11 protein-coding genes are annotated in these 15,698 nt (G+C 42.7%); 4 read left to right on the plus strand and 7 right to left on the minus strand.

Features of this window, described 5'->3' with window-relative positions:
• Nucleotides 1-24 precede the first annotated feature (24 nt).
• On the plus strand, nucleotides 25-915 hold the full coding sequence (locus CRJ00_RS17110) for a DUF72 domain-containing protein (protein WP_099367955.1): 891 nt from the start codon (nucleotides 25-27) through the stop codon (nucleotides 913-915).
• On the opposite strand, the gene CRJ00_RS17115 is transcribed toward CRJ00_RS17110, so the two are convergent.
• From CRJ00_RS17115 to CRJ00_RS17135, 5 genes are all read right to left on the minus strand, one after another.
• The gene (locus CRJ00_RS17115; RefSeq protein ID WP_099367956.1) at nucleotides 899-1,942 is read right to left on the minus strand and encodes a ferredoxin--NADP reductase; all 1,044 of its coding nucleotides are present in this window, start codon (nucleotides 1,940-1,942) and stop codon (nucleotides 899-901) included. The two genes, CRJ00_RS17110 and CRJ00_RS17115, sit on opposite strands and share 17 nt — an antisense overlap.
• Nucleotides 1,943-2,010: 68 nt before the next feature.
• Nucleotides 2,011-5,070: a translation initiation factor IF-2 gene (gene infB / locus CRJ00_RS17120; protein WP_099367957.1), complete on the minus strand. Its 3,060-nt coding sequence runs from the start codon at nucleotides 5,068-5,070 to the stop codon at nucleotides 2,011-2,013.
• Between the two features lie 98 nt (nucleotides 5,071-5,168).
• Nucleotides 5,169-6,407 carry a transcription termination factor NusA gene (gene nusA, locus CRJ00_RS17125; RefSeq protein WP_099367958.1) on the minus strand — a complete coding sequence of 413 codons (1,239 nt, stop codon included), beginning with the start codon at nucleotides 6,405-6,407 and terminating at the stop codon, nucleotides 5,169-5,171.
• 2 nt (nucleotides 6,408-6,409) lie between these two features.
• The gene (gene rimP, locus CRJ00_RS17130) at nucleotides 6,410-6,874 is read right to left on the minus strand and encodes a ribosome assembly cofactor RimP (protein WP_099367959.1); all 465 of its coding nucleotides are present in this window, start codon (nucleotides 6,872-6,874) and stop codon (nucleotides 6,410-6,412) included.
• Between the two features lie 90 nt (nucleotides 6,875-6,964).
• Nucleotides 6,965-7,738, minus strand: coding sequence for an XRE family transcriptional regulator (locus CRJ00_RS17135; RefSeq protein ID WP_099367960.1), 774 nt, complete (start codon nucleotides 7,736-7,738; stop codon nucleotides 6,965-6,967).
• A gap of 106 nt (nucleotides 7,739-7,844) precedes the next feature.
• Between CRJ00_RS17135 and CRJ00_RS17140 the strand changes: the two genes are divergently transcribed.
• Nucleotides 7,845-8,117, plus strand: coding sequence for a hypothetical protein (locus CRJ00_RS17140; protein ID WP_099367961.1), 273 nt, complete (start codon nucleotides 7,845-7,847; stop codon nucleotides 8,115-8,117).
• A gap of 67 nt (nucleotides 8,118-8,184) precedes the next feature.
• Here CRJ00_RS17140 and CRJ00_RS17145 read toward each other — a convergent pair whose 3' ends face one another.
• Both CRJ00_RS17145 and CRJ00_RS17150 read right to left on the minus strand, forming a co-directional pair.
• Nucleotides 8,185-11,310: a DPP IV N-terminal domain-containing protein gene (locus CRJ00_RS17145; protein WP_257213833.1), complete on the minus strand. Its 3,126-nt coding sequence runs from the start codon at nucleotides 11,308-11,310 to the stop codon at nucleotides 8,185-8,187.
• A 46-nt stretch (nucleotides 11,311-11,356) separates the two neighbouring features.
• The gene (locus CRJ00_RS17150; protein WP_099367962.1) at nucleotides 11,357-13,678 is read right to left on the minus strand and encodes a transglycosylase domain-containing protein; all 2,322 of its coding nucleotides are present in this window, start codon (nucleotides 13,676-13,678) and stop codon (nucleotides 11,357-11,359) included.
• A 226-nt stretch (nucleotides 13,679-13,904) separates the two neighbouring features.
• On the opposite strand from CRJ00_RS17150, the gene rpoN reads away from it, so the two are divergent.
• Both rpoN and CRJ00_RS17160 read left to right on the plus strand, forming a co-directional pair.
• Complete coding sequence (gene rpoN, locus CRJ00_RS17155; RefSeq protein ID WP_099367963.1) at nucleotides 13,905-15,368, plus strand: RNA polymerase factor sigma-54; 1,464 nt, start codon at nucleotides 13,905-13,907, stop codon at nucleotides 15,366-15,368.
• 73 nt (nucleotides 15,369-15,441) lie between these two features.
• A partial coding sequence (locus tag CRJ00_RS17160; RefSeq protein WP_373560881.1) for a hypothetical protein occupies nucleotides 15,442-15,698 on the plus strand: 257 nt, incomplete at its 3' end.

The following is a 15,698-nucleotide window of genomic DNA, read 5'->3' on the forward strand; positions in this document are numbered from 1 at the left end:
AAGCTATTAAAGAGGGGGTTTAGTATGAAGTTTGGACGAGTTGATGATCCATCATCCATTGATTTTAGTTTGCCGGAAATTGATCAGGAAAGTCAAGACTTTCTAAAGCAGATCAAAAATAAAGAATCTTTTCAGCTGTATTTGGGTTATCCGAAATGGTCAAAGGCGGATCTAAAAGGTTTCTATCCAAGGGGCACGAAGGATGAATTGCCTTACTACTCCAGCTATTTCAATGCATTGGAATTCAACGGTCCATTTTATAGGATGCCTACAAAAGAACAGGTCATCAAATGGAAGAACAGAACGCAGGAGAATTTCAAATTCTGTCCGAAGATAACGAATAGTATTTCCCATTATTCCAGATTGATCAATACCGACGAGAAGGTTTTGAGTTTTGTAGATGCAACGGTTTTCTTTGAGGAGAACCTGGGCATGGCCTTTTTGCAGATGCCGGAGAACTTTCGTCCAAAGAACATCGATCGCTTGGAGGACTTTCTAACTCGGTTTCCAAAAGGTTATCCCTTGGCCGTGGAAGTAAGGCATGAAGAATGGTTTTCTGATGCCCAGATCCTTAATCAACTCACAGAAATATATAGAAAGACCAAGAAAACCGGAATCATTGTGGATACACCCGGAAGGCGTGATTTATTGAAGATGCCCCTCACCTCGCCCACCGCTTTTATCCGATTTGTTTCCACCAATCCCATTCTCGATAAAGCAAGATTGGACGCATGGGTCATCCGGCTTAAGGAATGGAAGAACCTCGGTCTTCAAGAAGTTTATTTCTTCATCCACCAGAAAATAGACCAAGACACTACATTCCTATCCCAACAATTTGCCAAAGATCTCAATAAGGCATTAGGCTGCCAGCTCCCGGTTATTGAACCTCGGATCCCGCTTATTGAACCTCGATAGTAGTCCCTTCCTCCAAAGGATGGGAAACACAGATCAAACAACGCCCCCTAGCCACTTCATTGTCCGTCAATACCTCGTTATAATCCATCCGCACAGAACCTGCTGTAACCTGTGAAATGCAGGTACTGCACATACCGGATTTACAGGAATAGGGAAGTTTTAATTTATGTTCCAACCCAACATCCAGAACCGTCTTATTATACGGGATGGTCAACTCATGTTCCTGACCTTGGAATTTCAAAATAACCTGATAACTTGTCGTATCAACCGGCTCTTCTTCTTTCTCATCTTCATCCTCTTCTTCCTCCGGAAAAAAGAAGATTTCTTTGCGGATGTCTTCATCAGGTATGCCCATTCCCAATAAGGTAAAACGAACCAAGTCCATATAGAAGAGTGGTCCACACATGTAAGCAAGGATTTTCTCCCCAGCAAGCACATGGGTTTTAACCAGTTCTAAGATATATTCCCTGTTCAATCGCGCCTTGAGAAGGTTCTTCACATTCGACCAGATAAATTCAATGTGCAAACGATCCGGATATTTGGCTTGCCATTCCAACAGCTCCTCGTAAAATATGGTCTGCTCTTTAGAGCTGTTACTGTACACCAATACAATCTTACTTTTGGATTCAGCAGTCAAAGCAGTTTTCAATATAGAAAACAAGGGTGTAATCCCCACTCCAGCAGCAAATAGAAACAAGGTATAATCGTTGGATTCAGAGGGTTCATAGGTAAACAGCCCTTGAGGCTCCATCACGTCGATCTGATCCCCTACAGCTAATTTATGGTGCAATAGTCGCGATATCTCGCCATTCTCAACCCGTTTAACCGTGATTTCATAAGGCTCATCCAAAACAGGGGAACTACTGAAGGAATAGGATCTCCGTACCTCCCTTTCACCAAATTGAAAAGATAAGGTCAGGAACTGACCGGCCTTGTAGCTTGGAAATTCTCCGGATAGATCGTTAAACCGTATAGACACATTTTGGTTTGGCTGTTGTATGATCTCGGAAACACTGAATTTGTACATGTGCCAAAGATAATAAAAAAAAATCCTGACCATTGCTGGTCAGGATTGCTTTATTGTTGTCAAGCTGATTAAAGCTTACGTTTTACTTCTACTTGCTCGAATGCCTCTACAATATCGCCTACTTGGATATCATTGAAACGATCGATGTTCAGACCACATTCGTAACCTTGAGCAACCTCTTTCACATCGTCTTTGAAACGTTTCAAGGAAGCCAATCTACCTGTATGGATCACGACGCCTTCACGAATGATTCGGATGTCGTTGTTTCTGTTGATCTTTCCTTCCAAGACCATACATCCGGCGATGGTACCCACTTTCGAAATCTTGAAGGTTTCGCGGATCTCCACCTCAGCAACGATTTTCTCCTCAAGTTTCGGTGCCAACATACCTTCCATCGCCGATTTGATCTCTTCGATCGCATCGTAGATGATGGAGTATAAACGGATATCGATCTGCTCATTCTCTGCCAACTTACGTGCTCCTTGCGTAGGACGTACTTGGAAACCGATGATGATCGCATCAGAAGCTGATGCCAATAATACATCGGATTCAGAAATCGCACCCACCGATTTGTGGATAATATTTACTTGGATCTCATCCGTAGATAATTTCAACAAGGAGTCAGATAATGCCTCAATCGAACCATCCACATCACCTTTAACAATGATGTTAAGTTCCTTAAAGTTACCGATTGCCAAACGACGACCGATTTCATCCAAGGTAATATGTTTCGTAGCACGCATACCTTGCTCACGTTGCAATTGTAGACGTTTGTTTGCCACTTGGCGAGCTTCCGATTCAGATTCTAACACATAAAGTTTATCACCTGCAGTCGGCGCACCAGACATACCTAAGATCTGTACCGGAATCGATGGTCCAGCTTCTTTAACTCGTTCTCCACGTTCGTTGGTCAATGCCTTCACCTTACCGGAATAAGAACCGGCAAGAATAGGATCTCCCACACGTAAAGTACCGCCTTGTACCAATACCGTAGTCACAATACCTCTACCTTTATCCAAAGCAGCTTCGATTACAGAACCAACCGCACGTTTCTTAGGATCGGCTTTCAGTTCCAACATCTCCGCTTCTAATAGTACTTTCTCTAATAGTAGGTCAACATTCTCACCTGTCTTCGCAGAGATCTCTTGAGCCTGGTATTTACCACCCCAATCCTCTACCAAGATATTCATCGCAGATAATTGCTCACGGATCCGATCTGCATTTGCTCCTGGTTTATCTACCTTGGTAAAGGCAAAGATGATAGGAACTCCTGCTGCCATCGCGTGGTTGATGGCCTCTTTTGTTTGAGGCATTACCGCGTCATCCGCTGCAATAACGATGATTACAATATCTGTTACCTTCGCACCACGAGCACGCATCGCCGTAAAGGCTTCGTGACCCGGTGTATCTAAGAAGGTTAATTTCTTACCATCTTCCAATTGAACCGCATAGGCACCAATGTGCTGGGTAATACCCCCCGCTTCTCCTTTGGTTACATTTGCTTTACGGATAAAGTCCAATAACGATGTTTTACCGTGGTCAACGTGTCCCATAACCGTAACGATCGGGGCACGAGGAACCAAACGTGATTCTGTATCTGGTTCTTCCAACTCAGCTACTTCCTCATCCTCTGGTTTGATAAATTCAATTTGGTATCCGAATTCTTCCGCAACAATGGATAAGGTCTCCGCATCCAAACGTTGGTTGATGGACACGAACATACCCAGGCTCATACAGGTTGCAATAACCTGCGTTACTGGAACATCCATTAAGTTTGCCAATTCGTTTGCCGTTACGAACTCCGTAACGCGCAATACCTTCGACATCATTTCTTGTTCCAATGCTGCCTCTTCCGCAGAAGTCGCTATATCATCACGTTTCTGACGACGTAACTTCGCACGTTGTGCAAATTTACCAGACTTACCAGCACCGCTCAAACGAGCCAATGTTGCCTTGATTTGATCTTGGATCTCTTTTTCCGATGGCTCTTCTTTCGCTACCTCCGGTTTTCTAGGACCTCTGTTATCATGGCGACCTTTGTTTCCATGGCGATCGTTCGGATGGTTTCCACCTCTATTGTGTGGTCTGTTACCACCTTGGTTTTGGTTTTGACCTCCTTGGTGTGGCGGACGGTTGTTTCCATCCTGTCTGTTGTTATTGTTGTTGTTATTGTTCTGTTGATTCCCGTCTGAACCCGCTCCTAATGGCTTGTTCGTACGCTTGCGCTTACGCTTGTTGTCGTTATTGTTTCCAGCATTGTTGGAAGATGACGCAACAGGTTTGTTTGGTCTTGCAGCCGGTAATTGAATCTTACCAACCACTTTAGGGCCACTCAATGTTTCTGAACGCGCACGAATCACATCGTCCTGACCTTGTGGACGATTAGGTTTTGCTTCTGTAGGTTTTACAGCAGGTTCTTCTTTTTTCACAGGTGTTTCAACTGGAGCTTTCACATGCTCCTCTTTTTTAGCTTCTATTTTTGGTTTTTCTTCTACCTTAGGAGGTTCAGGTTTTTTGACCTCTTCTTGAACCGGAGCTTTTTCCACAGGCTTCTCTTCTACCTTCTCTTTCACCTCTTCTTTCGCTACCTCTTTTACCGGTTCCTTCACAGGTTCTGGTTTTGGCTGCTCTTGCTTCGGCTGCTCAGGCTTTGGTTCTTCCGCTTTAGGCTGCTCTGCTTTCGGCTCCTCTTTCGGAGCAGGCTTAGCGCCACGCTTCAAACTATCCAGATCAATCTTTCCAACCACCTTCAAAGCAGATTGAGATTCCTCTTCTTTCTTCTCCTCCTTCGCAGGGGTATCAGTAGAAGTATTCTTGATCAAAATCTCCTTCACATCAGAAGGGGTTTCCTTCTCTTCAGTAGACTCATTTGCAGGTGTTGCGTTGCCTACCACAGGACCTTCTTCACGGCGGATCTTGCCAATAACAATTTGTTTTGCCTCGTCTTTAACAATCTTATCACCTTGAAACTCCTTCAAAAGAACCCCATACATCTCCGGGCTCAGTTTTGTATTTGGCTTAGATTCTACTTCGAATCCTTTCTTCACCAAATGTTCCACCGCGGTCCCGATACCAATGTTGAGTTCTTTTGCTGCTTTTAGCAAGTTTATGCTTTTACCTTCTGACATCTACTATCTATAAAATGTGTTTATTATACAAAAATATGTTTTTTTACATGGATTCAACAATTTATTAAAAATTGTTAAATCCATTATTTTCGATATTTCTATTCAAATTCCGCTTGAAGAACACGTACGATTTCACGAATCGTATCTTCTTCAAGGTCGGTCCTACGAATCAACTCTTCTTCTGTAAGAGCTAATACCGATTTTGCTGTATCTAAACCAACGCGTTTAAACTCGTCGATGATCCAGCTTTCAATTTCATCTGCGAATTCTTCGATATCCACATCCTCCTCTTCTTCATCGGTTTCACGGTAAACATCGATTTCGTAGCCAGTTAATTTACCAGCCAATTTAATATTGTGACCACCACGACCGATCGCTAAAGAAACCTGATCCGGTTTCAAATAAACTGCCGCCGTTTTTCCATCTTCATCAATCTTGATGGAAGTGATTCTTGCCGGGCTTAATGCACGGGTAATGTATAGAGAGTGGTTGGTCGTGAAGTTGATCACGTCAATGTTCTCATTGCGCAATTCACGAACAATACCATGGATACGAGAACCTTTCATACCCACACAAGCTCCAACTGGATCGATACGGTCATCGTAAGATTCTACTGCTACTTTCGCACGCTCTCCTGGTTCACGAACAATTTTCTTGATCGTAATCAAACCATCGAAAATCTCTGGAACTTCCAGTTCGAACAAACGTTGTAAGAACTCCGGTGCTGTACGAGAGATAATAATCTTCGGATTATTGTTCATCATATCCACCTTGTGAACAACCGCACGGATGCTATCTCCTTTTTTGAAATAATCCGCAGGGATCTGTTCTGTTTTTGGTAGGATCAACTCGTTACCATCTTCATCAAGAACAAGGATTTCCTTTTTCCAGATCTGGTACACTTCACCGATCACCAATTCGCCTTCGCGATCTTTATATTTTTTGAAAACTTCGTCTTTCTCTAATTCTAAAATCTTGGACACCAATGTTTGGCGTGCTGCCAAGATCGCACGACGACCAAAGCTTTCTAATGTAATCTGCTCGATATAATCATCACCAACCTCTAGGTCAGGATCGTAGCGATGAGCCTCAGCCAATTCGATCTCCAAATCATCATCTTCAGAGAATCCATCTTCCATCACCACACGCGTACGCCAAATCTCCAAGTCACCATTATCTGGGTTCACAATGACATCGACATTCTCGTCTGTACCGAAACGCTTACGGATCATACTACGGAATACTTCTTCTAATACCGTAATGACTGTAGGACGGTCGATGTTCTTGAAATCTTTGAACTCCTGAAAAGAGTCAATCAAGTTTATATTACTACTCATTTCTATTTGAATGAAATTAACACCTTAGTTTCCTTTATTTGATCTAATGGAAGTTCTGTCTGTACATCGACAGCTTTCTTTCCTTTTTCTTTTACTTTTTCTTCAATTACGATTGCCGAGTCAGAAACTGAAACCAATTTACCTTCTCTTTTGTTTCCGTCTGCTAGTTTTACCTTCACATTTCTGCCCACATTCTTCTGATATTGCCTAGGCAGTTCCAGTGGAGAATCGATTCCTGGGGAAGACACTTCCAAGCGATAGGCTGTTTCGATCACATTCTCTTCTTCCAAGTGGAAACCAACATGGCGACTTACCTTCACACAATCGTCAATGGAAATCCCTTGATCTCCATCCAACAAAATCTCCAGTACGCCATTTTTCAGAAATTTTACACTAACGATGAATAAATCATCTCTGTCTGCGATTTTCTCTTCTACTAACTCGATTACGCGATCTTCAACCTGCATATTTTAATAATTGAATTAAAAAAGGGGGCATACCATGCCCCCTTCCTTTCAGATGAAACAAAGGTAAGAAAAATTTTTCTAAATAAAGAACTAGTTTTTATCCACAACCGAATTGATGGTTTTCTGCATCTGTGCCATCATCGCCGAAAGACCTTCCAAAGTAGGCTCTGGGCTAGGCTCTGGAAACTCGGTACTAATAAAGGCCTTCGCCTTCCATACTTCAAGGATATCCGATGCATCCACCCAATAAGGTTCATAGGTCTTGTTGTCGGAAACCAATTTCAACCCTTTATCCTCTTTATATTTTTGTCCTATACGTTTGTATACTACCCCATCATTGGCTGAAACGATCACATAGGTACTTCCCGATTTGATATCGTGCCAATTCTCCACGTATTCCGCTACGATGATAGAACCCGTAGGCAGAGGAAGCATAGAATCCCCTTTGATTTCAAAGGCACGGTAACTACCCTGCTTCATAAACGGAAGCGAGAATTTTGGCAATTCCTTAACAAATTCCGGATCCGCATAGCCATTCAAATAACCAGCACTCGCCTTTACCGGAACCAATTCAATATTTTCGCGATCTTCCGAATCCACCGTTACAGATAATACCCGAAGGTTAGATGCATTACTTTTAGGCGTTGGTTTCCATTTCTCATCGATCTCTTCATTCGCCAATTCATCCATCGTCAACTCATAATATTCCGCTATTTTTTTTAGCAATTCATACTTTGGTTCCGCACGATCTTCCTCATAAGCTCCAACAGAAGCCCTTTTAATTTCCATTAAATCAGCAAATTGCTGTTGGGTTAAGCCTTTTTTCTTACGTAAAAACTTAAGATTCGATGAGATGTTCGACATAAAATATTTTCAATTAATTTTTGAATTACTAATATTATTAGTATTATTGTGCCAATAAAATTAGCAAAACATATTCAATTAACCAAATATTTTAGTTAAAAGCATCATGAATACCTATTATATCTACATCAGCACCGACGCGAACAGACAATTTCTTCAAGCAGGAATGACAACCGACATCCAACAAATCGCCTTGTTGAACAGAGTGGTATTTTTAGAGATGTACAGCAACCAAGCTGATGCAGAAAAGAAACTGAATGAACTTAGCTTTGGTCGCATCGTAAGGGAACGACTGGTTAGAAAACAGAACCCTAATTGGTTGAGCCTGCCTCTCCCCCAAAACTTGTGTCGCAACAAAAAAGCCGCTGTTTATGCATAAGCAGTAAACAACGGCCTTAATAACCTTACCTTAACCTCTTAACCTACTCATCGGTCAATCAATTTGACTACCATCCCGGTGCAAAGTTTAATCCGAAGGTTCCGAATTTAGAACGTGTTGGATTATTCAGCTGGATGGCATAGTAAGGCTCTAATATCATAGCGCCGAATAGATTAACACGAAGGGAAACCCCCGCACTAAATACCGGCATCGTTAAATTCTCTGGATATACCTGATAGGATGTTCCATCAGAAGTTTGTCTGGTCACCTTATCGGCATCTGTTTTTTGCCATACGATCTTCGAATCATCACTCCAAGCCAAACCTGCGTCCACAAAGAAGTTCAGATCCGAGAACAAGAATCCCGAAGGCAGTACCGCCAACTTTTCAGGACCGGTAAACGGCAGACGAACCTCAAAGTTACCTACCACCATTTTCGAGCCCGACAGATCATTGAATCCAATTTTAGAGTCCGCACCGAAGGAATTCCCCTCAAAACCACGAATCAAATATGGATATCCAATGTAGATATTGTACAAACGATCCGCACCTTCACCTATACGCATGTAGGAATACACACGGGCAGCCAGGGTAATCGGTTTGATACGGTGGTATTTTCTTAAATCCACGTTCACAGCCGTGAATTTATAGGTTCCGAAATATTGCTCTGCTCCTAAACGGTATCTAAAGCCCTGCAGCGGTGCTGCAATTCCGAAATCCGCTTTATCGCCTACAAATCCAGCGTTCACTTGCATCAAGGTAAAAGGATCTAGATCCCTTACCCCTAATGCCATGGCCGCTGTATCGTTTGGAACCCTTTCCCTGGTTCCATAATAACTGTATAAACTCTGCGTAAAACGATCTACACGATAAGAGTTATAGGAAGCTGCCCCACCCATCTCGAAACGATGGTTACGATTAAATGGATAGGCAATAAAAGCATCCGCCTGCGTCTGGAAAGAACGAACCAAATATTGATCGATTACGGGCTCTTCACCATTCCCTAAATTACGGTATGCATAATCATAAAAACCGAAACGATAAGGAATATGTGATAAAGAACCACCCCAATTCCAGCGGCTTCTTTGGTTGATATAGGCAACCTGCCCTCCAAAATCATAGATCTCTCCGTTGATATTGGCTGCTGCGAAGATCTGGTTATAACCCAGGATATCCGAGAACATCCCTTGAATACCTGAAGCAATACCCGCACCATAGCGTGATCCCACGGACATCCCTACGCCACTATTGGCCAGATAATCCAATTTGAATTTTGGACGATAAGGAATCTCCTTGATCTGGGAGTCTGAAATCCTGGCATACGCATTAAAATTGCGAAGGTTGGTGTTCACTACATTCACGCCTCTGCTTGCACTTGGAGGCAACATGGCCGCTTCGAAATCAACTGTCCCAGCATCTACGCGCAAAGGTTCAAATTCGGATGCATTCGCCCGATAAACCGTATAGGAATTATCTTTGAAATAAGAATAAACGATTTCATCATTTGCCGAAATACTCATGGCCGGAGAATATTCGGTAATACCCGAAATACCTGTAAAGAAATCCGTCATCCTATCCACCGCCTGGGTTTCGATATTATAACGGAACATATTCCGGAAACCATCACTGTTGGATAAGAAATAGATGTCCTTGCTGTTGGCCGCAAAATGCGGGTTCAGGTTATTTGCCCCAGGAAATACAGGAAGGTTTTCAACTGCCTTTGTCTGTAGATTGATCAGTGCCAGACTCATTGGGATATCCACACTACGTGAAGAAGATTCTAAGGTTACACGATCTGTACTGAAGACAATGTATTTTCCATCTCTGGAAAAACTTGGCTGAAAATCCGAATATTTATCATTGGTCAACTGAACCAATTCTTTTGTGCTGAGGTTATAGGTATAGATATCAGAATAACCATTCTTCAGACCGGAGAAAGCTACCAGATCACCCTGCGGCGCCCAGGTAATATTAGTGAACTCAGTAGTCTCCCCCATGGCGGTCAGATCGACCGTACGCCCGGTCTCCACATCCAAAATCATCAGCTTGTTCTTCCCTTCACTGAACACCGAAAAAGCAAATTTCTTACTATCCGGGGAAAAGGTTCCTGCGGATTCTATAAAACTAAATTCATCAATATCAGCACTTGTTGACCGTGAGCCGAGCTTTCGGATGATCTTTCCCGTCTGCGCATCCGCAAGAAACAAGTCGATCCCGAAGAGATCCAATTCGGATAGGAAGGCCACATATTTTCCATCAGGCGAAATGGCCGGCGCCACATTCATCCGTCCAGCATTCTTTTTGGATAACAATAATTGTCCGATTGGCCTAGAAGTGGTATCCTTGCCCAATCCACGGAAGGTATTTTCCATGGTGCTCCGCCATAAGGTAGACATCGTTTGGGCATCGTAGCCAAAAACACGACGAATGGCATGTTCATAACCATATTTTGCCGTCTCGATGAACAAAGGCATAATCACCGTATCCCCATAGGTAGAACCTACATAGGACCAAAAAGCTTGGCCATAACGATATGGAAAATATTTGTTCATATTTTCCGTCATCTGCCCTAAACTAGGGATATCATTTCTTGCATAGGCATCACGCATCCACATGGATGTAAAAGCATCCTTCTTTCCGATCGAAAAATACTCCGCCATACCTTCTACCATCCATAAGGGGATATTGGCCACACTTTCCAAACGGGTGGAATCATTTCCTTCCATCAATACCCGGTATTGGAAAGCATGCACCATCTCGTGGCCCAATACATGTCTTGTCTGTTGGTTGATCTGCATCACCGGCATCACAACCCGCTGTTTAAAAGCTTCTGTCACACCCCCCGTACCCACAGAGATTTCACCAGAAATAGCAGTGGTCTGTTGGAATTCAGGATGGTTGTTATAAAGAATTATAGGATTTTTTCTGGAAAAGGTATCTTGGAAGACCTGTTGGTGCAATTCGTACCATACTTCGGATTCTTTTGCCAGCCAATTCATCATGGAATCGTTCTGCAGGTAATAGTAGATATTGAAGTGAGGCGTATCAAAAACTTTGAAATCCAACTTCTTATACCTCATTTTATTCTGCCCAAAATACTGGGCATTTCCTTGCTGGGGTACTATGGCCATTAAAATTACCAGTATAGCCTGCAGCCCCAAAAACTTCCATAGATAAGTATCTTTTAATCTCATAACCAATAATTAGTACTTAAAAATAAAAAATCCGAACGACTTATTTTTAATTGTTTTCAGTCTCTTCTTCCCTTATTACCTCAGGCAGGGTTAACGTAGGGATTTCTGATGATTCCTCATTTGCTGTGGAATCCGATCCGGAACCACGGCTTTCCACACGTATCCGCGGACCAGGACAGTTATACGATTTGGAAATTTCCACCGTTGGCTCCGGGAATTTCCCCAAAGTAACGCCCAACTCGGGATGCTTATAAAGCTCTTCCATAAACACCGCGTAGATCGGTAATGCTGTCTTCGATCCTTCCCCATTCACGGAACTGTTGAAATGTATACTTTGTTCATCACAACCTACCCAAACTCCTGTGATCAAGTCTTTTGTAACACCCATATACCATCCATCCACGTAATCGGATGAAGTACCGGTCTTACCCCCGATTTGGTTTTCATCATCGAAAAGATCCCACTCCCAAAGAGCTTGTGAGGTACCTCCTGACTCTTCCATCGTTCCCCTAAGCATATAGGTCATCAACCAGGCATTCTCCGGACTCATCACCTGCTTCTGCTCAGTCTTGAATTCCGCGATCACCTTCCCATCCTTATCCTCAATTCGCGAAACCAAAATCGGTTCTGTTTTTTTCCCTTGGTTCATAAATGTCCCATAAGCACGCACCATTTCGAAAACGGTCACTTCATTAGACCCCAATCCTACCGAAGGAACAGATTCCAATTTGCTCTCGATCCCTACTTTATGGGCCATCTCGACTACTTTATCCCAACCCACTTCTTCCGTGATCTGTGCCGTTACGCTGTTCAATGAACGAGCCATGGCATGTCTTAGCGACAATTGCCTATGAGAAAAGGTCCAATCGGCGTTCTTTGGCTCCCAAATTTCATGCTCCCCTTTATTGTTAACAAATTCTATCTTAACTGGTTTGTCCTCATATTTATCACATGGCGCTTTTCCAGCATCCAACGCTGCCGCATAGGCAAATGGCTTAAAGGTAGACCCTGGCTGTCTCTTCGCTTGGTTGACATGATCAAACTTGTAGAAATCGTGGTTGATACCTCCTACCCAAACTTTGATCTCGCCATTATAAGGATTCATCGCCATAACACCCGTATTCAACATACTGATGTAATGTCTTAAGGAATCCATGCTGGAATAATTCACTTTTTCCATCCCATCCCAAGTGAAAACTTCCATCTCTTTTTTCACGTTCAGCTCCTCGAACACCTTGGCCTCATCCTTGTACTTTTCCATGTGATAGGTAAAAACAGGCAGTTTTTTGGCTTGGTCTTCCAAGAAGTTTGGAATGACATTCCCCTCCTTATCGCGCCAAGGATCTTGATTGCGCCATACATTATCCAATCTCCGCTGTAATTCATTCATTTTGGAATTCACCGCATCTTCTGCTATCTTCTGCATCCTGGAATCGATGGTCGTATAGATCTTTAAACCACTGGTATAGATATCAATTTCATTTTCCTCTGCCCATTTTTCCAACCATTTCTCTACCGCAGTACGCAAATAGGAATCGTTGGAGTTTCGTTGCTCCTGGTTGTTCAGATCCAGCCCCAAGGAATCTGCAGCGAATTTCTTATTCTCTTCTGCACTGATGTAGCCTTCCTTCTGCATCTGCCCTAAAACGGTATTTCTACGTTGCAAAGCATTTTTCGGATTACGGATCGGATTATAGAGGGTTGTCCCTTTCAACATCCCTACCAATACGGCCGCCTCATTGACCGTTAAAGCGCTCGGCATTTTATCGAAATACCGTACAGATGCCGATTTGATCCCATAAGCATTATTGCTGAAGGACACCGTATTCAAATACATGGTCAGAATTTCTTCCTTACTGTATTTGCTTTCCAGTTTGAAAGCGGTCATCCACTCTTTATATTTTGTAACAACGATACCCACTCCAGGAATTTTCCCTAGCAATCCTTGAGAATCCTTATAGCGGGTTCTGTAGAGGTTTTTTGCCAATTGTTGGGTGATGGTACTTGCCCCTCGGTCATCGCCTTTCAAGGTGGAAACCACCCCAGCAAATAAACCAATAAAATCCACCCCTTGATGTTTGAAGAATCGAACATCCTCGGTAGCGATTAAAGCATTGATTACATTTTTGGAAATACTATCGTAGGGAACGGGGTCGCGGTCTTGCTTATAATATCGGCCGATCAATACAGAATCTGCCGTAAACAGTTCAGAAGATACATTTAGGCTAGGTAATAGGATTTCTTTCTTGGTGGGTGAAGAACCAAATAATCCTAAAAAGTTAATCTGAACCGCACAAGTAAATAAAATAACGAAATATATAAGAATCAGCGTAATACGCAGAAATCTGTTTCTGACCCGTTTAAACATAGGGTAAATATGAATAAAACTTTGGAAATATCTACAGCAAAAATCTCAAAAACTTTACATGTTTGAAAAATTAACGAAATTTAACAAAACCAATTTTTGCATGAAGGGTTGTTGGGAATCAGTTCAATATCTCCACAAAAACTATACCTAAATACGGTAATTATTTCAATACTCCTATTTCATTCAATTTAAATACCTATTTTTACCATGAATATTAATCGGGGACATGTTAAAACAAACCTTACAACAGAAATTACTTCAGAAATTATCACCTCAGCAAATCCAGTTCATCAAATTGCTCCAGGTACCTACGGTATCTTTGGATGCAAGGATCAAAGAGGAGCTTGAAGAAAACCCTGCCCTTGAAGATGGTAGCTTAGCTAACATGAACGATCCTGTTGAAGAATATCCGGACAAAGACCCGGATGATGACTACAACATGGAAGAAAGCAACTATGAAGAAGAATTCAGCGTAGACGAATATATACAAGAAGATGATTACCGCGATTACGGTGGTGGGTATGACAACGATGATGATGAGAACCGCAAGGAAATCCCTGTCGCCATCCAAACGTCTTTCTTTGAAAACCTACAGAGCCAATTGGATCTCTTGGCACTTAACGATAAAGACTTTTTAATTGGTCAACAGATCATCGGATCTTTGGACGATGATGGCTACCTACGTAGACCCATCCCTTCCCTGATCGACGATTTAGCGTTTTCCCAAAACGTGATCGTCGAAGAAAAAGAAGTGGAAGATATGCTCAAGATCATCCAGGAATTCGACCCTCCAGGCATTGGGGCAAGAAACCTGCAGGAATGTTTAGCGATCCAGTTGCGAAAAAAAGACCAGGAGAATGCCATTATCCGCAAAGCCATGCAGGTGGTGGAAGACTACTTGGATGAATTCACCAAGAAACATTACGATAAGATCGAAAGGCAATTGGGTGTAAATTCCGAGGAGCTTAAAGAGATCGTCAATGAAATATTGAAGCTAAATCCTAAACCAGGTGATTCTGGAGCAGCAGCTGGGAAGCAACTGCACATTATCCCTGATTTTCACATCAGCAATAACGATGGGGTCTTACATTTGACCTTGAACAGCAGAAATGCGCCAGAGTTACGTGTTTCCCGTTCTTACCAAGATATGTTTGAACACTATGAGAAGGCGGAGAAGAACGACAAGAAAATGAAGGAGGCCGTTCAATTTGTGAAACAGAAACTGGACTCTGCGAAATGGTTCATCGATGCCATAAAACAACGTCAACAAACCTTACTGAAAACCATGAATGCCATCATGGAATACCAGTACGAATATTTCCTTACGGGTGATGATCGGATGCTGAAACCGATGATCTTAAAGGATATTGCCGATAAGATCGAAATGGATATTTCAACCGTTTCCCGTGTAGCGAACTCCAAATATGTGCAGACCGAATTTGGAACCTTTTTATTAAAATCCTTCTTCTCCGAAGCCATCCAAACAGAATCTGGAGAAGAGGTATCCAACAAGGAAGTGAAAAAGATCTTGGAGGAATGTATTGCCAATGAGGACAAACGAAAACCATTAGCGGACGAGAAATTGACGGAAATCCTCAAGGAAAAAGGCTATTCCATAGCGAGAAGAACCGTTGCCAAATATCGGGAGGCCATGAATATTCCAGTGGCCAGACTTCGAAAAGAACTTTAGAAAAATACAACGGTCATCCTGTAGGGTGACCGTTTGTCCAATCCTAAAAAAGCTATACACAAAAACAAAGTGTATGGAAACAATAGAAAGAGAGTTTGAGTTCGCGGAGCGGACCAGTAAGAAGCAGCCATTCGACAAGCGTCTGATCCTCCACATGCTGGATCAGATCGAACTTGGGGTCCCTCGCCGGGACCTGATGGAACAGTACGGCGTGTCCGAACTGAGCCTTATCCGCTGGATGAAGAAGTTCGGGCGACAGCCCATTGGGCCAAAGCGGTATACCACCGAGCTGAAGCGTTCAGTGATCAGGGCGGTCCAGGACGGGATGAG

The sequence above is a fragment of the Sphingobacterium sp. 1.A.4 genome, assembly GCF_002734245.1.
GTDB classification, from domain to species: domain Bacteria; phylum Bacteroidota; class Bacteroidia; order Sphingobacteriales; family Sphingobacteriaceae; genus Sphingobacterium; species Sphingobacterium tenebrionis.

What these genes read in the sequence shown, in the direction of transcription:
- nusA (WP_099367958.1), bottom strand. Translation starts at nt 6,407, where the DNA reads ATGAGTAGTAATATAAACTTGATTGACTCTTTTCAGGAGTTCAAAGAT.
- CRJ00_RS17140 (WP_099367961.1), top strand. Translation starts at nt 7,845, where the DNA reads ATGAATACCTATTATATCTACATCAGCACCGACGCGAACAGACAATTT.
- CRJ00_RS17145 (WP_257213833.1), bottom strand. Translation starts at nt 11,310, where the DNA reads ATGAGATTAAAAGATACTTATCTATGGAAGTTTTTGGGGCTGCAGGCT.
- CRJ00_RS17110 (WP_099367955.1), top strand. Translation starts at nt 25, where the DNA reads ATGAAGTTTGGACGAGTTGATGATCCATCATCCATTGATTTTAGTTTG.
- infB (WP_099367957.1), bottom strand. Translation starts at nt 5,070, where the DNA reads ATGTCAGAAGGTAAAAGCATAAACTTGCTAAAAGCAGCAAAAGAACTC.
- CRJ00_RS17135 (WP_099367960.1), bottom strand. Translation starts at nt 7,738, where the DNA reads ATGTCGAACATCTCATCGAATCTTAAGTTTTTACGTAAGAAAAAAGGC.
- rpoN (WP_099367963.1), top strand. Translation starts at nt 13,905, where the DNA reads ATGTTAAAACAAACCTTACAACAGAAATTACTTCAGAAATTATCACCT.
- CRJ00_RS17150 (WP_099367962.1), bottom strand. Translation starts at nt 13,678, where the DNA reads ATGTTTAAACGGGTCAGAAACAGATTTCTGCGTATTACGCTGATTCTT.
- rimP (WP_099367959.1), bottom strand. Translation starts at nt 6,874, where the DNA reads ATGCAGGTTGAAGATCGCGTAATCGAGTTAGTAGAAGAGAAAATCGCA.
- CRJ00_RS17115 (WP_099367956.1), bottom strand. Translation starts at nt 1,942, where the DNA reads ATGTACAAATTCAGTGTTTCCGAGATCATACAACAGCCAAACCAAAAT.